The sequence below is a fragment of the Pontibacter burrus genome (assembly GCF_010686685.1).
GTDB lineage: Bacteria > Bacteroidota > Bacteroidia > Cytophagales > Hymenobacteraceae > Pontibacter > Pontibacter burrus.
In genome coordinates, this window is sequence record NZ_JAAGWD010000002.1 from 146,291 (window position 1) to 168,769 (window position 22,479).

Annotated in this window: 19 protein-coding genes; 6 read left to right on the forward strand and 13 right to left on the reverse strand. The window is 47.5% G+C overall.

What is annotated here, in order from left to right:
* Nucleotides 1-84: 84 nt before the first annotated feature.
* Genes GXP69_RS05295 through GXP69_RS05310 form a run of 4 tightly spaced genes read right to left on the reverse strand, consistent with a single transcriptional unit; the run spans nucleotide 85 to nucleotide 6,723 of the window.
* On the reverse strand, nucleotides 85-846 hold the full coding sequence (locus tag GXP69_RS05295) for an MBL fold metallo-hydrolase (protein WP_163913187.1): 762 nt from the start codon (nucleotides 844-846) through the stop codon (nucleotides 85-87).
* Complete coding sequence (locus GXP69_RS05300) at nucleotides 847-1,119, reverse strand: hypothetical protein (protein ID WP_163913190.1); 273 nt, start codon at nucleotides 1,117-1,119, stop codon at nucleotides 847-849. It abuts the gene before it with no gap.
* A complete protein-coding gene (locus tag GXP69_RS05305) occupies nucleotides 1,120-1,500 on the reverse strand; it encodes a response regulator (RefSeq protein ID WP_163913192.1) in 381 nt (126 codons plus the stop codon).
* A 9-nt stretch (nucleotides 1,501-1,509) separates the two neighbouring features.
* Nucleotides 1,510-6,723 (reverse strand): PAS domain S-box protein, encoded by a 5,214-nt coding sequence (locus GXP69_RS05310; RefSeq protein WP_163913195.1) that lies wholly within the window; start codon nucleotides 6,721-6,723, stop codon nucleotides 1,510-1,512.
* Nucleotides 6,724-6,886: 163 nt separating this feature from the next.
* On the opposite strand from GXP69_RS05310, the gene miaA reads away from it, so the two are divergent.
* Nucleotides 6,887-7,816 (forward strand): tRNA (adenosine(37)-N6)-dimethylallyltransferase MiaA, encoded by a 930-nt coding sequence (miaA, locus tag GXP69_RS05315; RefSeq protein ID WP_163913197.1) that lies wholly within the window; start codon nucleotides 6,887-6,889, stop codon nucleotides 7,814-7,816.
* Nucleotides 7,817-7,944: 128 nt separating this feature from the next.
* Here the strand turns inward: miaA and pfkA are convergent, their stop codons facing one another.
* Nucleotides 7,945-8,916, reverse strand: coding sequence for a 6-phosphofructokinase (gene pfkA, locus GXP69_RS05320; protein WP_163913199.1), 972 nt, complete (start codon nucleotides 8,914-8,916; stop codon nucleotides 7,945-7,947).
* Nucleotides 8,917-9,165: 249 nt separating this feature from the next.
* On the opposite strand from pfkA, the gene GXP69_RS05325 reads away from it, so the two are divergent.
* Entirely contained in the window at nucleotides 9,166-9,591 is a 426-nt protein-coding gene (locus GXP69_RS05325; RefSeq protein ID WP_163913201.1) for a tellurite resistance TerB family protein, read from the forward strand.
* Nucleotides 9,592-9,609: 18 nt separating this feature from the next.
* On the opposite strand, the gene GXP69_RS05330 is transcribed toward GXP69_RS05325, so the two are convergent.
* The 3 genes from GXP69_RS05330 to GXP69_RS05340 form a co-directional block, all read right to left on the reverse strand.
* Complete coding sequence (locus tag GXP69_RS05330) at nucleotides 9,610-9,813, reverse strand: hypothetical protein (RefSeq protein WP_163913203.1); 204 nt, start codon at nucleotides 9,811-9,813, stop codon at nucleotides 9,610-9,612.
* 49 nt (nucleotides 9,814-9,862) lie between these two features.
* Entirely contained in the window at nucleotides 9,863-11,620 is a 1,758-nt protein-coding gene (locus GXP69_RS05335) for an SLC13 family permease (RefSeq protein WP_163913205.1), read from the reverse strand.
* Between the two features lie 1,096 nt (nucleotides 11,621-12,716).
* Entirely contained in the window at nucleotides 12,717-14,516 is a 1,800-nt protein-coding gene (locus tag GXP69_RS05340) for a M61 family metallopeptidase (protein ID WP_163913207.1), read from the reverse strand.
* Nucleotides 14,517-14,778: 262 nt separating this feature from the next.
* On the opposite strand from GXP69_RS05340, the gene GXP69_RS05345 reads away from it, so the two are divergent.
* Together GXP69_RS05345 and GXP69_RS05350 are read left to right on the forward strand one after the other, a co-directional pair.
* A complete protein-coding gene (locus tag GXP69_RS05345; protein ID WP_163913209.1) occupies nucleotides 14,779-15,594 on the forward strand; it encodes a hypothetical protein in 816 nt (271 codons plus the stop codon).
* Between the two features lie 68 nt (nucleotides 15,595-15,662).
* Nucleotides 15,663-16,130, forward strand: coding sequence for an META domain-containing protein (locus GXP69_RS05350; RefSeq protein ID WP_163913211.1), 468 nt, complete (start codon nucleotides 15,663-15,665; stop codon nucleotides 16,128-16,130).
* 3 nt (nucleotides 16,131-16,133) lie between these two features.
* Here GXP69_RS05350 and GXP69_RS05355 read toward each other — a convergent pair whose 3' ends face one another.
* The 4 genes from GXP69_RS05355 to GXP69_RS05370 all read right to left on the reverse strand — a co-directional run bounded on the left by GXP69_RS05355 (nucleotide 16,134) and on the right by GXP69_RS05370 (nucleotide 19,195).
* Nucleotides 16,134-16,757 (reverse strand): low molecular weight phosphatase family protein, encoded by a 624-nt coding sequence (locus GXP69_RS05355; RefSeq protein WP_163913214.1) that lies wholly within the window; start codon nucleotides 16,755-16,757, stop codon nucleotides 16,134-16,136.
* A complete protein-coding gene (gene arsB, locus GXP69_RS05360) occupies nucleotides 16,754-17,833 on the reverse strand; it encodes an ACR3 family arsenite efflux transporter (RefSeq protein WP_163913216.1) in 1,080 nt (359 codons plus the stop codon). Before arsB ends, GXP69_RS05355 begins: the two co-directional genes overlap by 4 nt.
* Before the next feature lie 128 nt (nucleotides 17,834-17,961).
* The gene (locus GXP69_RS05365; RefSeq protein WP_163913218.1) at nucleotides 17,962-18,810 is read right to left on the reverse strand and encodes an arsenite methyltransferase; all 849 of its coding nucleotides are present in this window, start codon (nucleotides 18,808-18,810) and stop codon (nucleotides 17,962-17,964) included.
* 52 nt (nucleotides 18,811-18,862) lie between these two features.
* On the reverse strand, nucleotides 18,863-19,195 hold the full coding sequence (locus tag GXP69_RS05370; protein WP_163913220.1) for an ArsR/SmtB family transcription factor: 333 nt from the start codon (nucleotides 19,193-19,195) through the stop codon (nucleotides 18,863-18,865).
* A gap of 121 nt (nucleotides 19,196-19,316) precedes the next feature.
* Between GXP69_RS05370 and GXP69_RS05375 the strand changes: the two genes are divergently transcribed.
* Together GXP69_RS05375 and gnd are read left to right on the forward strand one after the other, a co-directional pair.
* Nucleotides 19,317-20,852, forward strand: a complete 1,536-nt coding sequence (locus GXP69_RS05375; protein ID WP_163913222.1) for a gluconokinase — start codon at nucleotides 19,317-19,319, stop codon at nucleotides 20,850-20,852.
* 72 nt (nucleotides 20,853-20,924) lie between these two features.
* A complete protein-coding gene (gnd, locus tag GXP69_RS05380; RefSeq protein ID WP_163913224.1) occupies nucleotides 20,925-21,824 on the forward strand; it encodes a phosphogluconate dehydrogenase (NAD(+)-dependent, decarboxylating) in 900 nt (299 codons plus the stop codon).
* Here gnd and GXP69_RS05385 read toward each other — a convergent pair.
* Nucleotides 21,821-22,477 carry a hypothetical protein gene (locus GXP69_RS05385; RefSeq protein ID WP_163913225.1) on the reverse strand — a complete coding sequence of 219 codons (657 nt, stop codon included), beginning with the start codon at nucleotides 22,475-22,477 and terminating at the stop codon, nucleotides 21,821-21,823. The genes gnd and GXP69_RS05385 overlap by 4 nt on opposite strands.
* Nucleotides 22,478-22,479: the final 2 nt, after the last annotated feature.

Sequence of the window (22,479 nt, forward strand, 5' to 3'; positions counted from 1 at the left end):
ACAAAGGACAGAATTTTATTGATTGAATTACTTGCTCTACGCGTCTTTTGTCCCTTGTCAAAAATCAAATAGTCTAAAATTAAACTATAGCTCAATCTGCAGGCCGTCGTAGCCGAGGCGTATGAAATCTGGTAGTTCCTGTTCTACTTCGCGATGCAGACCCATCAGGTGGCTGATGTGTGTCAGGTAGGCTTTTTCGGGTTTTAGTTCGGTTAGTACGTCTATCGCTTCCTGCAGCGAGAAGTGGGAGATATGGGGTTCTTTACGCAAGGCACCGAGAACTATAACTTTTGAGCCACGCACCTTGTCCATCTCTTCTTCCGAGATAAAATTAGCATCGGTGATGTAAGTGAAGTCGCCTACTCTGAAGCCGAGCACCGGTAGCTTGTAGTGCTTTACCCGGATAGGTATGAACTTTACACCTTCAACTTCAAAGGGCTCTTCGGAAATAGGATTGAGCTGTACCCTTGGAATGCCCGGGTACTGAATTCCTGAAAAGATGTAGGCAAACTCGCGTTTCAGTTGTTCCAGCACGCGCTCTTCGCCATATAGCGGCATGTCTTTGTGCTGGCTGAAATTATAGGCACGGATATCGTCCAGTCCGGCAGTGTGGTCTTTGTGTTCGTGAGTAAATAGGATAGCATCTAAGGTGCGGATACGCTCACGCAGGGCCTGCTGCCTGAAGTCAGGACCAGAATCAATTATGAAGCTTTTGTCGCCTATCTGCAGGTGCACAGAAACGCGCAGGCGTTTATCCCGGTAGTCCACAGAACGGCAAACCTCGCAGTTGCACCCGATCACAGGCACACCCTGCGAGGTTCCCGTACCTAACAGTGTTACTTTCAATTACTTTGCTTCCTGGTTTCGGATATCGTGGTATAGCTGCCGGTTTTTTTCGCTCAGGCGGCTCTCATCTATAGAAATTGAGCGAAGGATGTCATAGAGGCAGTTTACTTTGCCTTCCAGGCTATAGTATTTATTTACCACCGCCACTTTCATATCCTTCAGCACGCAGTAGCCGGCTTTAAAATTGCCTTTCTCGTAACGCAGCACAAAATCCGACTCTGCAAAAATATCCTCCAGCTTATTTAAAAAAGGCCGCGTGTACTTCAGCTCCATTTACCTGTTAGTGTACTCCTTTACGGTTTGTACCAGCATATCGAAATCAAGCGGTTTAGGCAGGTATGCGTTTATTCCGGCTTCCTTAAAGTCTTCCATGCTATAGTTGTTAGCATTACCTGTAACAGCAATGATCGGAATATTGGCGATGTCTTTATTCTTGCTCGCGCGGATTTCACGGGTGCAGTCCATACCGTTCTTGATCGGAATGTTAAGGTCCATCAGAATCGCGTCGATCTTGTTGTTCTCTACGGATTTGATCACCTCGCCACCGTTCTTAGCGGTCAGGATCTTGTAGTTTTGCAGTTCCAGTATCTTTTTTGTCAGGTTCAGAATAACAGAGCTATCCTCTGCTATCAAGATTGTTTTGGTCTCTGCCATAGGTGTGGGTTAGATGATAATTTCCTTATATACTTTTCGATAGTTCTCGTAATGTTCGAGCAGTTTAGCGAAGTTTTCGTGCACGCGCTCAAACTTGTCTTGTTTAATGTCGTGTTCCAGCTGTTTGGCAAGCTCGGCAAGCTGGTTAATGCCCAACGTAAAGCCGGTTCCTTTTAGCTGATGCAATGTACTTAAAATACTCTTGTAATGTTGTGTCTGGAGGTCTTTTTTGGCTTCCTCTAGCAATTCTGCGGCTTCCTGCTCAAACTCTTCATACAATTGCTTGGTAAAATCCTCGCCACCGATCTGCTTCAGCTGCTCCACCACCTCCTCGTTTATAATATCCTGGTGTACTGTTTCGGCCCCTTCGGTTTCAATGGCTTTTATGGCACTGGTCTCAGGTAGTTCTTCATGCCCATACCATTCCGGTTTCTCCCATTTACTGATCACGCCCAGTAGGTCTTTGCTTTTCACCGGCTTCGATACGTAATCATCCAGGCCCTGCCCCATAAACTTGTCCGCATCATCTTTCATCGAATAGGCCGTCATGGCCACGATAGGAGGGCAGACATCGCCAAGTTTTTCTTTTATGTGTTTCGTCGCTGTAACACCATCCATTTCCGGCATTTGTATATCCATAAAGATGATGTTATAGTTGTTGGTAGTAGCCAGGTCGATGGCTTCAAAGCCATTCGAGGCAATGTCGGTACGGCAGTTCAGGCGCTCCAGTTGTTTTTGGGCTACTTTCTGGTTTATCTGGTTGTCGTCTACCAGCAGTACATACGGGCTATTTTCCAGCACTTCCACTTCGGCGTTCATTTCCAGTATGCGCAACTGCTGTTCTTTTACAGCGGCCTCTCCGGCTTTACGCACCTTTATTTTAAACCAGAAGGTACTGCCATCACCTTCCTTAGATTCCACCCCGATTTCACCACCCATAATATGGGTAAGCTGCCTCGAAATAGCCAACCCAAGCCCTGTGCCGCCAAACGTTTTGGTAGAGGAGTTATCGAGCTGGGTGAAGTCCGTGAACAGGAGCAACTGGTCTTCAGGACTGATGCCAATACCAGAGTCTTTAACCCGCACATGCAGCATGTATTCCTCTTTTTTCTGGTTGAGCAGGTTGCTGGTTACACTAATGCTTACCTCGCCGGCATTGGTAAATTTGATCGCGTTTGATGTAAGGTTCGATAACACCTGCAACAGCCTGGTTTCGTCTGTGAGCACATAACGCGGCGTGTCTTCTGAAATGTTATAGGTAAACGTAAGGTCTTTCTGCTGTGCCCGGTTGGCAAACAGGGAGTATATTTTACCTAACGTATCGTGCAGGTCTACGCTACTCTCGTGCAGCACTAGTTTGCCTGCCTGTATCTTGCTCAGGTCAAGTATATCGTTCAGTATAGCCAACAGCGCATCCGACGACTTACGCAGGGTGTCGATGTATTCCTCCTGTTCCGGGTCTGTGTTGATATGGCTTAGCAGGTCGATCATGCCTATAATACCATTCATTGGTGTGCGTAGCTCGTGGCTCATGTTAGCCAAGAATTGTGTTTTGGCTTTTAACAGGTGCTCTGCTTCCTCTTTAGCTTCCAGTAACTCAATCTGCGTACGCTTCAGCTCTGTTACATCACGAATAACGCCTTCTAATGCTTCCGGCTTTCCTTTTTTGTCATAGATCACGCGGGCATCGGCCATTACAGTTATCTGGGCACCATCTTTACGGTACATCTGGATCTCGTAGTTCCGGATAACCTTTTGGTCCACCACATACTGCTGCATCCTGATTCTTTCTTCAGGATGAACATACAGGAAGGTGATGTCCTTACCCAGCACTTCTTCTTCCGCATAACCTAATACCTGTTTAACCGAAGGGCTCACCAGTTCCAGCGGTCCCTTTAAAGAAGTTCTGTAATACACATCCTGGAAAGACTCGAAGATGTTTCGGAACTTCTCTTCATTCTGTGCAAGAGCTATCTGAGACCTCTTCTTATCTGTGATATCCAGTGCAATACCTGATACTTCTTCAAAAGTGCCATCTTCTAAATAGATCGGGTTCAGGAAAACCTCGCGCCAGCTTTCAGGCTCATGCAGGTAAACTTCAAAGTGCTGTGGATTTCCTTTAAAAGCTTCTTCGTATTTCTGTCTCCAGAAGTCGAATGTAAACTCATGATTGTCTATCAGGTGGGTTTCTGTTAGCTTATTAAACAGCTCCAGCGATTTACCCGTGCGATGCTCGAAAGTACTGGAGAAGTTGCGGTTAAACGAAGTAAGCTCAAAATTCCGGTTAAGTGACCACATGTGGTGGGTACCACTCTCAAAGATCGCGTTCAGTTTTGCGTTTTGATTGTTGATCTGCTCTTCGTTGCTCTTACGCTCGATGGCAAGCGCCACCTGGTTCGAGATAAAGTGCAGTATCTCGATGTCAGTATGCACATAAGCATCCGGGTTCTGGTAATCCTGCAACGTGATCACCCCAATGATGCGGTCGCCGATAGCCAGCGGAGAACATAGAATTACTTCCGGAATAGTGCCCCGTACAGTTAGTTTTTCGCGCTCAGCAAGGGCCAATAACTCCTGCTTTTGCATGTAAAGCGGCTTACCGGTTTCAATAATGTATTCCGACAAGCCTCTTGTGAATGGCCGGCGCGCCTGTGTTTGTGTTGTTTTATCTATGTACTGGTCTACCAGGTATGCAAAGTGCAGGTAAGTATGCTTATGGTCGCAGAGGGCAATGTAGATGTTGCGCGTCTCAATGATCTTGCTCAGCTCACGGTGTATGGCACTGTAAAGTGAGTTAAGGTCTTTGCTGCTGATGGCCAGGTTGGCGATACTATAGTATACTTTCTGCAGGCGCTCCGCCTTAATGCGGTCCGTAATATCGTGCAGAATGGCACGTGTGGCCACAGGCCGGTTGTCCTGCCAGCTACAGGTAATACTTCCTATAAGGTGAACCGGTTTTCCTGCCTTGGTCAGAAACACGGTTTCGATCTTGTTCACATTCTCGCCCTTGTACAGGTTGCGCAGCTGGTATATCAGCTTGGCCTTATAGTAAGGGTGTACAATGTCGTTCAGGGTAAGCGATTCAATGTCTTCGTCGGTATAGCCCAGTCGGTCTTTCCAGGCTTTGTTTACGAAGATGAATTTGTTGTCGACCGAGATGTTCTGGATCAGGTCGTGTGCGTTATCGAAGATGTCCTGCAGGCGTATCTTGTTGTCCTTCAGGGCCTCCATCGCGATACGCTTGTCGGTCATGTCTTTACCAACGCTGGTAACGCCTATAATCTCCCCATCCGGACCAATTTCCAACATGCTGTTCCAGCGTATTGTCTTCAGCTGTCCTGACTTGGAGATAATGTTTCGCTCGTAATATGTATTGAGCTGGCGGGTATTGATCGAGTTTATGTATTCCTGTAAGCGTTGTTCACGCTCGTGCTCAGGTACAAGTACTTCGTAAAAGCTTTTGCCGATCAGCTCATCGATCTCATATTCTGCATACTTCAGGAAATAGTCGTTCGCGTATCGCAGGTTACCGTTCACATCCAGACTATAGTAAATCAGGTTTACTTTATCCAGAAAGTTGCGGAACTGCGTCATCGACTCTTTCGCTACTTCTTCGCGGCGCCTTGCATTTTGTATTTGTTTGCGCTGTGTGATATCGCGCTTAAAAGCCTGCACGTAATATTCGCCGTCTATCTGCAGGCGGTTCAGGTTAATCTCTGAGTCTATATAAGTGCCATCTTTGCGGATGTTCAGCCACTCTAAAGTAATTGGTACACCGTTCGACAGGATCTGCTCCATGTACTGCTTCATTTTCTCGCTCGAGCGGGTACCGTCGGGCTGGAACTCGGGCGAGAACTCAAGCGGAGTAGCACTTACCAGATCTTCGCGCTTGCAACGGAAATACTGCAGGGCCTTTTCGTTACAATCAATGACTTTATAGTCTTTGAAAAGCAGAATAGCATCGTACGAGGCATCAAACAGCAGCTTATACTTGTCCTCGGAGTGCGAGAGCTGCAGCATAAGTTCGTGCCGGGCAATATAGTTGCCAATGGCTGTGCCAACAAAATCGAGGAGCGATGTGAACGAAGGTGTCATGTGGGTGCTGCCACCTGGCCAAACCAACAGCACAGCCAGTAACTTCTCATCAGAAGTAACCGGCATAACCGTAAGCTCCCGCTTAAATGTATTGGAAAGCAGTTGGGTAAGGTTTGTGAGCGCGAGGCGTTTCTCCTGGCCGGTTAGTTGCTGGGCAAGTGCAGGATCTATATCAAGTATTGCCGGATGCGGGACATTATCGGTTTCACCGGCAGTATATGCCAGCTCTGCCTTGCCTATACTATGCGTGTAAGTATATACACACCCGCATGTAATGTCACTTTTCTCCAGCAGTTCGTCCAGCGTATATTTCAGTACTTCCTGCTGGCTGCCCACCGCCGATAAGTTTGTGATCAGGTTGTTCACAAATTCCAGTTGGTGATTACGGAAACGGACATCCTGCTCTGTGCCCACAACTTCGTAAAGGTTCTTAGCCGAGCCAAAGATCATCTCGTGGCCTTTAAAGCTGCCTTTTCGTAGCGAAATCTCAATAGGTAAAAGCTCCGACGTTTTGTCCTGTATCCACCACTCAAACTTTTGCGGCTCGCCGGCCATTACCATTTGCAATTGGCCTTTAAGGGCAACTCGCTCAAACAGGTTGAGGTTAAAGCTGCGGTAAACTGTCTGGCCCACCAAAGCGGCTTTCTTTTTGCCTATAATGCTCAGTGCCTTTTTGTTCAAGTCAACAAAAATGCCTTCCCCATCCAAAATAAAGAGCGGCTCGGTGCTATTCTCGAATACATTATGGTAGCTGTCGTCGTCTATTTCAATGCGGCTGCTATCGGAGACTTGTGATGCCAGGATAACATACAAAAAGGATACATCCTCGTACTTTACCGTTTTTATACTATAGGTGTATTTTTCGTGGCCGCAAGTAGCATAACCCTGCACATCGGAGGTAAGTGCCTCCGGAGAAATACCTAATAAATGCACCAGCGAGGTGCCCTTTATAGGCTTATCAGGTGTAGCAAGCTTAGCAACAGCCGGGCTGACAGCCAGTACCTCCCCGGCCTGCGATGCGATCAGCAACGGAGTTTCAGGGGTGTGGAGTTGCACAAGTACCTGCAGCAGCGCTTTGGCTTGTAGTGGTAAATAGTCGGAGTTTTGCCTGTTAGGTATGAATGGCATTAGTATAATTTGCTAAAGTACGGGAGCAAGAACTTGCAATGGAAACCCACTCCTTTACAAATATTACGATTTTAGAGATAATTTTACAAAACAAACAACAATTTACTGTCTTCCGTTCTGCCGGCAAAGCCTGAGCGGCAGCAAAATTATAGTAGTCACCAGCATGCAGCAACAGCCAGAAAATATACGTACAAAAAACCTGATTGTAGTGGTAGGGCCTACAGCTGTAGGTAAAACTGATCTTTGTGTGAACCTGGCCACCCATTACAAAACAGAAATAATATCAGCAGACTCCAGGCAGTTTTACCGGGAGATGAGCATCGGAACTGCAAAACCAACGCAGGAGGAACAACAGGGAATACCGCACCATTTTGTAGACTCGCATAGTATTACCGAAGAGTATAACGCCGGCGCATTTGAGCAGGAGGCCCTGCAACTGCTGGAACAGCTTTACCAAAAACATGATGTAGCTATAGTTACGGGCGGTTCCGGATTGTATGTGCGGGCGCTGTGCGAAGGCATGGACGAAATGCCGGAAACAGAGCCAACTATACGCGAACAACTAACTCACATTCTACAGACAGAAGGACTTGAGGCACTTCTCCAAAAGCTGAAGGAGGTAGATCCAGTATACTATAGCCAGGTTGATAAGGCAAACCAGCAGCGGGTGATTCGTGCACTGGAAGTATCGTTATCCTCTGGTCAGCCTTACTCATCTTTCAGGAAAAGCGAGCGGGTCGAACGGCCTTTTCGCATCATTAAAATAGGCCTTACCCGTGACAGGCAGGAACTCTATAACCGCATAGACCAGCGCATGGATCTGATGTTGGAGCAGGGGTTGCTGGAGGAGGCAAAAGCCCTTTACCCGTACCGGCAGCATAATGCGCTGCAGACAGTAGGCTATAAAGAGATTTTCGATTACCTGGAAGGAAAGTACGACTGGGATGAAGCCGTGCGGCTGCTAAAACGAAACAGCCGCCGCTATGCAAAACGCCAGCTAACCTGGTTTACCAAGCACCCCGACGAATACACATGGTTCCACCCACAGCAATTACCCGATATCATCCGGTTTATTGACGAAACTATAGTCTAGGAGCCTAGGAGTTAGAGAGTTTAAGACTTAGATGTAGGAGATGATCTTAAAAACCAGGAAGAAAAACAACTTTCTAACTTTCTAACTTCCCAACTTCTAAACTCCCCAACTCTCAAACTCCAAAACTCTTAAACTGAGAGTATGCTGATCATTTGGCTGAAGCTGGGGTTGATGGCTTTTTCTTTGGTGATTGTGTCGATGAAAGGCGTATAAACGAGTTGGGAATTTACGATGCCGGCCATTTCGCAGGCGCGCCCCTGCAGCAAACCATCTACACAGGCAATACCCAGTTGGCTGGCCAACATGCGGTCAGCGGCTGAAGGTGAACCACCACGTTGTACGTGGCCCAATATGGTAACACGTGCATCCATCCGCGGAATTTCTTTCTGAACTTTAGCCGCAATCTCTACAGCGGTTCCTTCTTCGTCGCCTTCGGCAATTACTACTACAAACGATGTTTTGGAGCGGCTCCAGCCTGTTTGCAGCGTTTCTACCACATTCTTTATACTGGTTTTGGTCTCGGGGATCATTACAATCTCGGCGCCACCGCCTACGGCACATGGTATGGCAATATAACCTGAGTCGCGCCCCATTACTTCTATAAAAAACACGCGTTCGTGGCTGTCTGCCGTGTCCCGTATCTTATCAATGGCATTTATGGCGGTGTTTACAGCCGTATCGTAGCCAATGGTATAGTCGGTGCCATACAGGTCGTTGTCTATAGTTCCGGGTGCGCCTATAGTTGGTACGCCAAATTCCTGGTAAAAAATATTGGCACCTGTAAAGGTACCATCGCCCCCTATAGCTACCAGGCCGTCTATATTATGTGCTTTAAGGTTGTCGTATGCTTTTTGGCGACCTTCTTTGGTGGTAAACTCTTTAGAGCGCGCTGATTTAAGTATAGTGCCACCACGCTGAATGATATTACTTACTGAGGAAGATTCCATTCTGAAAATATCGCCGTTTATCATTCCGTTAAAGCCACGCCGTATGCCGTATACTTCTATGCCATTATAAATTGCTGATCGTACTACTGCGCGTATGCAGGCGTTCATACCAGGAGAGTCGCCGCCGGATGTAAAAACTGCTATTTTATTCATGTAATTTTTGGGCTTATCTTTTTTGCTTAATATAACTTATACCTGAAATTTAACAAGATGTATCGCTAAACCGGCAGAATTAAAAAATTATACAAAAGAATATCTCTTAAATATAGAAAACCGTATGTATTAGCGACAAGCTTTACTGCCATCTATAGCAGCGAATGGCCCGTAACATAACATAAGGTAAATCTGTATTGAGCTTTGTGTTTAAGACTAAATGAATTTCAATATAAAGTAAGGTAACCAATGTTTGGTTTATTTGAGAGCGAAGAAACAAAAAGGTTAAAAAGCCACCTGACAAACCTTGGCGCACTTGCCAAAATAGACGGGCACCTGGATCCTGCTGAGATTAATTTCATTATCTCGATCGGCACCCGGCACGGCATGCGTGCCAGCGAAGTAAAGGACCTGCTGGCCGGCACGGACCGTGTAAAACCACAGCTGCCCAGCAACGACTCAGAGCGTTTTGACCAACTATACGACTTGGTGGAAATGATGCTGGCCGACGGTATAGTTGATGAAAATGAAATGGACTTCTGTATGCACATGGCCGAGCGGCTCGGGTTTAAGAAGTCGGTGGTAGGTGTGCTGGTACGGAAAATAACGCTGGGCGTAAAAGATGGCCTTACCCGAGAGGATATTAAGCAGGAGACACAGGCCTTTCTGAATTAACGATTCGTCTAAATAGTCTCAGGGCATACTATCGGCTTGTAGCAGGGCCGGAGAGTCTGCTACTTCATCGGTAAGTACTCCGTCTTTGCGGGCATCAGTTACAGAGTCCAGTACTTCGGATTGAGGTGCGGTTTCGATCTGCTCTGTCGTTACCTCTTCGTTTTTAGGGCCGCAGCCAACCATCACAAGCACAAACATAACAGGCAGGCATATTTTTATCATGGCGCAAACTATAGTTACAGCTATTGGTACTGTATTGCGCCCTCTGCTGTTACATTGGCCAGAAAACCGGCACCAGCATAAGAATAACGATAATGAGGATGGCTGTTAGCGGTGAGCCTATTTTAATGAAGTCGCTGAAACGGTATTTACCCGGGCTATAAACCAGAATACAGGCCGGCTCGAAAGGCGTAACCAACGACACCGACGCAGCCAGCATAATGGCAATAGCAAAAGACCTGGGGTCGGCGCCCATTTCTGTTGCTGCCCGCAGCGCCACCGGCACAATTACAAGCGCCGCCGCTGCATTAGACATAGGTTGGGTTAACAGCACCGTAAGTACTACAAAGCCAGCCAGCACCGCCAGTTTTCCCATCGGCCCCATCATATCAATTATACCTTTCGCCAGGAAATCGGCTGCGCCGGAGTTTTCCATGGCTGTACCAAATGCTGTCATGCCGCCTATCAGTATAAGCAGTCGCCAGTCTATGGCACTGTAAGCACGCTCCGAACTGATGCAACGGAACAGGATACAGACCATAGCTGCTAGCAGAAACGCAATAGAAAGTGGCAGAACGTTGGTTGTACCTGCCAGTATAGCCAGCAGGAAACTGACTATTACGACAGTGCCTTTCCTTTTCTTAAACAACAGTGGTTCAAACTCATCCAGCAGGGCCACATTTCCCGACGATCGCAACTGGTTTAGCCGTTGTGCTGCTCCCTGTACCAGCAATACATCGCCCAGTTGCAGGTTTATGCTTCCTATTTTGGTGCGCAGCGTTTCGCCATGCCGTGAAATGGCTATTACTACCAGCCCGAAGCGTTGCAGAAAGTTTACTTCTTTTACCGTTTTGTTGATCAGGTTGGATTGCCGCGGAATCATAAGCTCGGCCAGACGAATGTCTTCTGTCTGCAGGTCTTTTTCCAGAATCACATCGGCCATAATCTCGATACCCTTGGTTTCCTTCACCTTCATCAGGTTATCCATGTCACCTTCTACCAGTAGCACGTCGTTTTCCTCTATGCGGGTCCGGAAATCAGGCAGGAAGTTTTCTTTGCCGCGGATAACATTCAGTATCCGGAAGTGCAGGGCCGTGAGATCAGATGCAAAAACCAGCTGACCGATCAGGGGCGAATCGGGCATTACGATGATCTCAGTCAGGTATTTCTGCAGTTTATATTCTTCTGTCAGTTCCTGGTCTGTATTGTTGGGGAGCATGCGTTGCCCTATGGTCATCATATAAAGGATCCCGACCAGGAAAATAACGAGGCCAATAGGGGTTATTTCGAAAAGACTGATTGGCTCTAAGCCTTGTTTCGCTACATACCCGCTTACAGCTACGTTTGTAGACGTTCCGATCAGGGTGCAGGTGCCGCCCAGTATAGCTGCATAAGCCAGCGGCATTAGTAACTTGGATGCCGAAATATTGATGCGTTTTGTAAGGCTGACCACAGGCGTAATGAACATGGCCGTAACGGTTGTATTGTTCATAAAACCCGAAACGATACCAGTAGTGAACATTACCACAAAAAGCAGCAGCGATTTGCTTTTTTTAGCCAGCTCCGCCATTCGTACTACTGCAAAGTCCAGTATGCCGGTTTCTTCCAGAGCCGCACTGATAATGAAGATGGAGGCTATGATGATAATGAAATCGCTGCTGAACCCGGCAAATGCTTCTTCCGGCGAAATGATGCGCACACTTGCCAGTACGATCAGGATAAGTAAGGTAACAATTTCAATGGATACCTTTTCCGTAGCGAACATAACTATAGCTATTACCAGAAGTGAGAGCACAAGGGCAATTTCCATAGTTTTGCGTAAGGTTAAAGGATTTTTAAGTCAGCAGTTTCGGCTTTTACGTTGCAAATCTCAAGCAGGTGGTGATTGGGATGAAAAAAACCTGCCAATGAAGTTATAAATTTCGCTGTTATAAATACAAGCTTTTGCAGGGATGTATTTGTGTTTTATAGTTGAAGGGTTGTTTCCTTTTGAGCGTTAGTAGGATGATCTTGTATGCGCTTTAGTTACCTACATTGTCATTTCGAGCCTAAGCGAGAAATCTATCGCAAACTATAATTGAAGTCATCGTTCTATAGTTAACTATAGTCACTACTTGACACAAGCAGTTCGTTTCATAGCAACTACTGGTCCTGGGAGCTCTATTCACCAATCGTTTCAATTTTGCTTTGGTGCGCTCACGGCCGCGAGGCCTCGTCTTCGGGCATCGCGCTGCTGCCTTCTTGGTACCCTCGTGCCTCGGGTTGCCTAGCGGCACCGCAACAAGTCAAAGGCGCTCAACCCAAAGACTGCAATCACTCGATAGCTATAGTTTGTTCATAGCTTGATGAGCTATAGTTCTTGGCTATTCCGTGGTAGTAGTTCCTTAGGGCAGGCTGCGCCTGCCTGTTGGTGGTCTAGAACTATAACACTATAGTCTCAACTATAGCAAAGGCAGGATTCCCCTCTTGGGAGGGGTAGGGGTGGGTTAATTGCCAACTATAGAACTATAACTCTAACTATAGAGCAACAGCTTAAAGTCCCCTTTGAAGGGAGAAGGGGGATGACCGGCTACAACTATAAAACTATAACTCTAACTATAGCACCATCAAAGCTCCCTTTTCTGTTCTTAGGAGAGGGCTGGGGTGAGGTAAAAAACAAGGCAGGGGCGGTTGGATTACAGTAGTTAGATTACAGTAACTATAGAACTATAGCTAAGCTCCTTTCCCTGTTTTGGGGTAGGGACCCTCGACAAAAAGGGGAATATTGGGGAGGGGTGAAACTCCAACTATAGCAAACAACCCAATCCCAAAAATCCATCAAATCCTCCTTAATCTGCGGTTCAGACAAAAAATAAAAGCTCCTGATTACGGGTGTAACAGGAGCTTCGTTTGGTCAAACAAACAATCTATAAGTTTTTCATCCAGGCTTCGCGGAGGGCAAGTTGCTGTGGAGTGGCTTGCTCGTTCACTTCAAACATATGCTTCTTTACCTCATCCTGGCTTAGTATTTTGCAGAAGATATCTTTTTGCTCGCTATTGCGCTTTATAGTAAAAGTATATGAGTCGCCAATTTGCAGGGTGCCTAACTTAGGAAGTACCTGGTTTGCATTGCCCAACGATACTGGGGTGCCATCCAAAGCGATGATCTCATCACCGGCCTGCAAACCGGCTTTCTGCATTTCAACGTCTACCTGTGTAAAAGAAAGCACACCGCCCGGCGCACCAATAGCATAGCCCAGGCTTTTCACTTTATTACCTGTACTGATGGCAGCTTGGTAGTTAATGCCCAGTTTTCCGAAGTAAGAAGCAACTGGTAAAGGTTCTGCATTCTTAATGTAACTGTTCATGAAATCAGCTATTTCAGGGTAGGTTCTAGCCGAGAAGATGTCGAAGAATTCGTTTTCCGGGAAAGCCTTATCAGGGCCATATTCTTTGGAAAGTTCATTGATCACTTCGCGCAGGCCTCTTTTGCCACCCGATAATTCCAGTAAGCGGATGTCCAGTAGGGTAGCTACCAACGCGCCACGGTTGTAGATGTTGAAGTATTGCTTGTGGCCTTCGGGTGTGTAAGAAGTAAGTGCCAGTTTCTGCAAACTATAGCTCTTGTCCAGTTGGTCATCAATCAGCAGTTTCTGCCTGATGTCAGCTAAATAAGTCGGTAAGGGTTTCTGGCCGCTGCGCAGTTGCATAATATGCGACGCCCACTCGGTAGTTCCTTCATAAAGCCACAGGTGCTGCGATGGCGTTGGTTTCTCGAAGTTGAACTGGCTTATAATTTCGCTGTGGATGTTTAGCGGCGTGATGATGTGGAAGAACTCGTGCGCGGCAATATCGGTTAGCTGCTTGGCATACTGCGGTGTCAGGTCTTTTTCCTGCATTACGTAACCTGAACTATAAGAGTGCTCCCATGCGCCCCAGTCTTGGTCTTCAAAATGGTACAGAAACGTATAGCGGTCTACCGGGAAATCAACCACAAACTTATGCGCCGACTCCAGCATGGTTGTCATGTTCGCCATCAGGTCCTGCGACTTTATTTTACCCGTTTTAGAGTAAGTATAGATATCGATGGTGGTGCCGTTATAGTTGGTGCTGGCTTTGGTAAGTTCACCGGCCATAATAGGGGAGTCTACTACATGGTCGTAGCTTTTGGCCGTGTAATATCCTTTTTTGTCGGTGTTTAAAGCAGTGCCAACCTGCCATTGTTGCGGGTACTCTAATTTAATGCGCATAGGGGCAGCCTGCAAGCCTTTCAGGTAACCAAATACAGCCTGGCCATTTATAAGCGCGTGGTCCTGCTCCAGCGAAGTGCCGCACATAGCGTATATCTGGTCTTTATCAACCGGGGTATCAAAAGTTTCGGCTATGCTGTAGGTTATCCGGCGCACTTTTTCAGGGTTGCTAAGCTGCCACTGGTTTGTGCTGATCTGAGTAGCTTCTATTTCACGACCCTTTTTATCGTAAGCTTTGAAATTTTCTACAAAACGGCCTATGTCCATCGTTTGGTAGGTGCCGGGCGCAGTGGCTGCAAACTGAAACACGTTATTATCCGACTTTAACCCTTTTACATGCAGGGTAACTTTAAAACGGTCGTCGGCGCGGTCGTGCAGGTTGACGGTATAGGTTAGTTCTGGTGTTTTGGCAGCTTCGGCCAGTGGCGCAATGGCCAGAAGACATAGTAGGGCTACCGAGGTGATTAGTTTTTTCATAGTTGTTCCGAAAGATTTCTATGAAAGTATAGCATCGTTTTTACTTCTGCCAACAAAATAGATGAACCCACCTATCTTGTCGACTAAGTGATGAACAAAGTGACGAAACCTGAAAGTTGATAGCGTTTCAGTATTTTACAACTATAGTTTGCAGCTCAAGCGGAGTAAATCAACTGCCTATAGTCTCATAATTTCTTGTTTGGATTAACACTGGCGGCTGTAGTTCGTTTATAAAGAATGTGTAACCAATTATATAGAAGCTATGGAAAGAAACGAGCATTATTACGACCGAAATTACAACAATCAGTTCGACAATTACGGAGCGAGCAACCAGGATAGGTACAGCGAACGTTACGGCAATCGTGGCCACTACTATGGCATGCAAGATATGGATGCTTACAGAAACGTAAACATGCAGCAGCGTGCCGATTTTAACGACTTCAGCAATGGACCTTCAAGCGGCTACGGAGCGGGCAACTATAACGATATACACCGCAACCGCGACGACCATTACCGCTATGGCGATGATAGTCATTTTATGCAAAGCCACGGCTATACCGGTCAGTACGACCATAGCACAAACGACTACCGCGGCGATGATAACTATAGCCGCAGCCAGCCTTTTAGCAGCAACTACGATGTTGCAGGCAACCGCCGTTATGCACGCCAGGAAAACAGCTATCAGAATACAGGCCACGGCAGACGCTACTCCGACTATGGCCGCGACGAAGGCTACAAATATGGTCATGAGTTAACAGACATCCATCACGACCGCGGCGATTCTGACCGGGACGCGGAAGCAAATAACTACAGACGCAACTATAACCCCCGCAACGACTGGGATTTTGATGATAACCGGGAAGATTACCGCTATAGCGGACGAATTGAGGATAGCAGGCCACACCGCGACAGTTATGCAACCGGACTTTATTCATCTAACAGAGCGTATGTGAGCGACCATTCCGACCGCGATGGCAACCGCTATAGCAGCCGTGAGCGCCGCAGCAGCCGTTCAGGACCTAATTATTCCGCCTCGTCTCCGATCGGGGGGTATGGGCAACAAACTTTCGGGTTATAAATCGTAATTTTAGAGCGCCTGTAATAAAATGGGCGCTCTAAAATTATTCAAGCAAAATACTTTTAACGATGAAAAGAATTTACCTCTGGGCTGTAATTGGCCTGCTTGGTTTACTGGGAGTAGTTGCAGGTTGTAAGACCGCAGCCCCTACTGAGCCTGCCACCGAAGACGATACTATAGTTGATATTTACTGGATGTTGCTTTCTTTGGAAGGGGAGAGCCCGCAGGCGCCTAATGATACTGATGCTGCCTTTATCAGACTACAGGAAAATGAGCGGGACCTGAAAGGCAATGCAGGTTGCAATACGATCTTTGGCAAGTACGAATTAAACGGCAGCTCTCTCCGCTTCAGTAACGTAGGCTCAACCCGCATGATGTGCCAGAACATGGAACAGGAAACCAAGTTTCTGCGCATGCTGGAGCGTGTAGATTCTTTTCGTATTTCAGGCCGTATTCTTACGCTTTATGCCGGCTCCGAGGCAGTTGCTACTTTCAGATCAGGCAACCCGGAAGACCTTGAGCGGATAGAGCGTTAAAACCTATCGCGTTACTTCAGAAAAGGCAAACAGCATTTCTCGGCCAATCTGCAGGGCTCTTTCTTTGTATATCTGTAACTGGTGTGCAGTATTGTCCGAAAGCTTTGGGTCGGTGTAGGTGAGGGCAATTCGCTGTTCCGCTCCCGGCACGAAGGGGCAATTCTGATCAGCATCGGAGCAGGTCATAATAGCTGCAAAATCAGCAGTTGGGTTGGCAGCATCGTCAAACCTTTTTGACCATACTGTTATGCCATCTGCATCATCGGCAAACTTTACCATGTACCTTGGGTTGGCCTCAGCAGCTTCTTTTTTTATTTCGAAACCCAGTTCCTGCATGGCCTCAACCGCAGCCGGGTAAAAGGCTGTTGCTTCTGTGCCGCCAGAAAAAGTATGAACATGCCGGATGTTATAGTAAGCGGCGGCAGCCTGTGCCCATAGTTGCGCCATGTGGCTGCGCCGCGAGTTATGGGTGCAGATAAAAACCAAGTTTATAGTTTGGCTGGCTGCCCTTTTTTGACTGATATAGTTGCTAAGGCGATGCAGCTGTTGTTTTCTTTCAGCAGGGATTTCTGCAAAAGTAGTTTCAAGGGCTTTTGCGGTTCGGGCGAGTTCGGGAAGTAAGCTCATGCTGCTTTTTTGGTGAGTTTGTTGGTGTATAGTTTGCGACGCAGCCAAAAGGATACATTAACTAAAGCGATCAGGGCAGGTACTTCTACCAGCGGCCCCACCACACCGGCAAAAGCTTCGCCTGAGTTAAGGCCAAACACGGCAATAGCCACCGCAATGGCTAGTTCAAAGTTATTGCCCGCGGCCGTAAACGCCACCGAAGCATTCTGACGATAATCGGCGCCTGCGGCCTTACCAACTATAAAACTGACCAGAAACATAATTGCAAAGTATAGTACCAGTGGCACCGCAATGCGCAACACATCAAACGGTATCGTTACAATCAGCTCACCTTTTAAACTGAACATTACCAGAATGGTAAACAGCAATGAGATGAGTGTAAGAGGGGAAATGGCCGGTAAAAATTTATCCTGATACCACTCCTGACCTTTCAGAGGTACAAGTACAACGCGGCTTAAAATGCCCAACAGAAACGGGATGCCTAGATAAATAGCGACGCTCTCGGCTATAGTTGCAATGGAAATATCAACTATAGCTCCGCTGAAACCAAACAAGGGCGGCAGTTTGGTAATGAACAACCAGGCATAGAAACTATAGAGGAACACCTGAAAAATGCTGCTCAGAGCTACCAGGCCAGCTGCATATTCGCGGCTGCCGTCAGCCAGGTCGTTCCAGACAAGCACCATGGCAATACAGCGCGCCAACCCGATCAGGATAAGGCCGGTCATGTACTCGGGGTGGTCGTGCAGAAACGTGATAGCCAGCACAAACATCAGCAGTGGACCGATCACCCAGTTTAGCAAAAGCGATAACCCGATCACTTTTACATTTTGGAACACTTTAGGCAACAACCTATAGTTTACTTTAGCTAGCGGCGGGTACATCATCAGAATCAGGCCAATGGCAATGGGGATATTGGTCGTGCCACTGGAAAGGGAATTAATGTAACCGGAACTATCTGGTATAAAATAGCCTAAGCCTACTCCAATAAGCATGGCTAGGAAAATCCATAAGGTAAGGTAACGGTCCAGAAAGCTCAGCCTTTTACGGTTATAAGCGGGTGCGCAGTGTTGCATGTTAGGTGAGTAGTGTGGTATGAAAAGTGTTTTTTTGTAGGCGCGAGCTTGTGCTCGCGCCTACAAAAAAACTTAATCTTGATAGGAACACGAGCTACAAGCTCGCGCCAGCAAAAGTTGAGGAAAGCCTAACAACAACCTGAGCCGGGAGTGCAGCAGTTAGCCGCTTCTTCTGGCTTATCGCCATAAACAGTAATGCTGTAAATGCCGATGTTGCTTTCGCGGAACTGCATAATGCCATCGGTGTCCAGGTAATCTTGCAGGATCTCGTCGGGTACCTGTATGGCCTTTTCTTTCTGTATTGTCACGTTCACAAAGCCCGCCTCCCGGATAATGTTCAGGTATTCCTCTTTCTGAATGGCACCCGAAACACAACCGGCATACATTTCGGCAGCATTTACCAGGTCGGCAGGCAGTTCCCCGATCAGCACCACATCCGATATGCTGAAATGACCGCCCGGCTTCAACACGCGGTACGTTTCGGCAAAAGCTTTTTTCTTATCCGGTACCAGGTTCAATACGCAGTTACTTATCACCACATCCACACGGTTGGCAGCCAGGGGAAGCGCTTCTATTTCGCCTTGTCTGAACTCCACATTGTTAAAATTCAACTTGTCGGCATTCTCACGAGCTTTTGAAATCATAGCCTCAGTCATGTCCACGCCAATAACCTTGCCGCCTTCGCCTACCAGGGCGCGTGCCACAAAGCAGTCGTTGCCAGCACCGGAGCCAAGGTCCAGCACGGTATCGCCTTTCCTGATCTGTGCAAACTCAGTTGGTACGCCACAGCCCAGTCCCAGGTCAGCATCGGGGTTGTAACCTTCCAGTTCGCTATAGTTGTCAGCAAAAATGGCGTAGTCTACGGTGCTACAGCCGGTGGCGCCGCAGCACGAGGCTTCATTCTGTTCCTTGCTCTGCAGCGCAATCTCGCTGTATTTATCTTTTACAAGATTTTTTAACTCTTCTGCATTTTTCATATGATGTAAGCTTAAGATTATCGGTATTTTACGATTGGTTAAGTCAAATTTTTTAACAGCAACTAGTGTTACAGGTGGTATAGCTGGCAAACAGTTGCTGCATCAGGAGTTGTGCATGTTTCCAGGCTTTCTCATCAATACAGTAGCATACCTTTTTGCCATCAATATCGCCTTTTATCAGGCCGGCTTCTTTCAGCTCTTTTAAATGCTGCGAAACCGTTGACTGCGACAGCGGCAGCTCGTCCACTATATCGCCGCAGATACAGGCTTTGCGCTCCAGTAAAATGCGCAGTATTGCCACACGGGCAGGGTGCCCCAGGGCTTTGGCATAGGTTGCAAGGATAATCTCAGTTTCAGTAAATTCTTTTGTTTTAGTTGCTCCCATAGTTGGTTCATATTCATCGTAATTTTACGATCATAAATTAAAAAAGTAAAGCGCCGGTAAATATTTTTTTTGCCAATGGCCAGAAGTAAACTTAGGAGCCTAACTGCGTAGACAGGGTAACATGCAGCACGAAACTATAGTTGGCGTAGATATTGGCACTACCAGCACCAAAGCAGTAGCATTCAGCACGGCCGGGAGGCTGCTTTTCCAGACATCGGTGGAGTACCCGATCTATAGTAAGCAACCCGGTTTTGCAGAGCAGGACCCTGACCTAGTTTACAAGGCAGTGCTGCAGACCTTACGAACTATAGTTCAGAAGTTGCAGCAGGCAAACTATAGTTTGATCGGGGTAAGTTTCAGCAGTGCCATGCATAGTTTAATTGTGCTTGATGCCAATTATAACCTGTTAACTAACTGCATTATCTGGGCCGATACGCGCAGCAAAAAACAGGCAGAGCAGCTGAAGCAGAGCACGACCGGGCACAGCATTTACCTGCACACTGGTACACCGCAGCACCCGATGTCTGTTTTGCCGAAGCTGATCTGGTTGCGGGAGCAGCAACCGGAGTTGTTTGCAAAAGCCGCGATGTTTATCGGCATAAAAGAATATGTGTGGTATAAGCTATTCGGCGAGTTTGTGGTGGATCATTCGGTGGCCTCGGCAACGGGGCTGTTCAATATCTTCGATCTGGACTGGCATAATGATTCGCTCGACCTGGCAAGTATTACTCCAGCTCAACTTTCCAGGCCCGTTCCGGCAACTTACAGCAATTATAAGCCAGAAGCTACTGTAGCCAGCCAACTCAACCTGCCAGAAAACACGCCTTTTATAGTTGGCGCAAACGATGGCTGCCTGGCTAATCTGGGGGCCAATGCGCTGGCCGACGGGCACGTTGCCGTAACAATTGGTACGAGCGGCGCCGTGCGGGTAATGGCCCGGAAACCGGTAACCGACCTGCAGCAGCGTCTCTTCAGTTATGTGTTATTGCCTGATTATTATGTGCTGGGCGGAGCTGTAAATAACGGAGGTGTGGTGTTGCAATGGTTCCGCGATACGTTCTATAGTTCCGAAGCGGTGGCTGCCAAAATGGAGCAGGCAGATCTGTATGAGCTGTTATGCCAGCAAGCTTCCACTGTGCCTGCGGGAGCTGATGGCCTGCTATTTCTGCCTTATCTGCTGGGGGAGCGGGCACCGGTATGGGATGCAGGCGCACGTGCCTGTTTTATAGGCATGCAACTAAACCATAGTCGGGCGCATTTTATACGGGCCGTGCTGGAAGGCATTACTTATAACCTCTATAGTGTGGCCAATGCGCTGGAGCAGGTGACTGGTCCGATCAGCAAAGTTTATGCAAATGGTGGTTTTGCGCGCTCGCCGTTCTGGGTGCAGTTGCTGGCAGATGTTTTTAACAAAGAAGTTCACCTTGCCGAAACCTATGACGGGTCAGCCTTTGGGGCCGCAATACTTGGCTTGTTTGCGCTGGGCAGAATAGAGAAACTGGAAGATGCCGCCAGCCTGGTTACCGTTGCCAGAACCTACGCACCACATCCCGACAACCACAACCGTTACCAGCAGCAATACCGCATTTTCGAAGCGCTGTACCCGAAGCTGCAAAGCACATTTCAGGAACTGGGTAACACCGAAGAGGAACCATAGCACACAATTGGCAGTAAGCATGAGGAGTCGTTTTGGCCTGGAAACTATAGTTTAATTTAAATTGAAGGAAGTATGCAGATAGGACTGATTGGATTAGGGAAAATGGGCTATAACCTGGCCCTGAACCTGCGCGACCACCAGCATGAAGTAGTAGCCTACGACATTAATCCGGAAACACTAGACCAGGCTGCAACGGAAGGAATTAAAACAGCCTATACCATACCTCAGGTAGCAGAAAAGTTAACCGGGCGCAAAGTTATCTGGATCATGGTGCCAGCCGGCGACCCAGTAGATGCCGTGATCAAACAACTGCTTCCTAATCTGGCTCCAAACGACATAATCATAGACGGTGGCAACTCAAACTATAAGGATTCTATAGTTAGAGCAGAAAACCTCAAGGTCAAGCAACTTTACTTTCTGGATTGCGGCACAAGCGGCGGGTTAAGCGGCGCCCGCAATGGTGCCTGTACCATGGTTGGCGGCGACCCCGCTGCCTTTGCTTATTGCGAACAGATTTTCAAAGATATTTCGGTGGAGAACGGTTACCTGTACACCGGCAAGCCTGGCAGCGGACACTTTGTAAAGATGGTGCACAACGGGGTGGAATACGGCATGATGCAGGCCATAGCAGAAGGGTTCGAAGTACTGCACAAAAGTGATTTTGGTCTTGATTACAAAGAAGTGGCCCGTGTCTGGAACCATGGCTCGGTAGTGCGAAGCTGGCTGATGGAACTGGTAGAAAACGCTTTCAATAAAGACCCGGATTTGTCAACTATAAAAGGTATCATGCATTCGTCTGGCGAAGGAAAATGGACCTTGGAAACCGCTTTGGATATGCAGGTGCCTACACCGGTAATTGCGCTCTCTGTGCTGATGCGTTACCGCTCTTATGAAGCTGATACGTTCTCGGGTAAAGTAGTGGCAGCCTTACGAAACGAGTTTGGCGGGCACTCGGTAGAGAAAGCAGATTAGAAAGCATAAGCCAGGAACATTGACGCATTGATTGTGGCCATGCTTTGTTTGTAAGTTGCGTTGCTTCCCTGCACTTCAAATACCGGTCTGGTAGCGAATACTCCTGTCTCTAGGCCAATGCTAAACCTGCTATAGTTTTGCTGAAAACCGGCGTGCAACCCGTAAGCTGGCGCTACACCGTGATCTGGTGCCCGGTATATCGTACCGAACGAGGTATCTACCGTTACAGATGCCCGCCTGCTGAAAGCCACTCCCAAAGAACCTCTCAGATATAAAGTGTTTAAGCCGGCCTGGTGCTGGTAATACAGGTCAGCCAAGGTAAACACCGATTGCCATGGTTCGCTATCCGTATGGAGCACCAGTTCATCTCCTTTCGGAGCAAACTTATCTAAATTAAACGGATTACGTCTTAAAGCAAAAGTGCCGCCGACTGCCCAGTTATCCTTTATAGTTCGGGCATAGTTCACCTGTAGCAGAGGACCTGAGATGGCAAAAGGCGGATATTCCTCGTCAAAGCTTTTGCTCTTAAAACTACCTGTAGGGATGGCGCCACCAAACTGTACACGAATGGTAGAACTATAGTTCTGCTCGTCTTGTCCGAACGCTGTAAAACACAACACTAGCAGCAAAGTAGTACTGATCAATTTTCTCATAG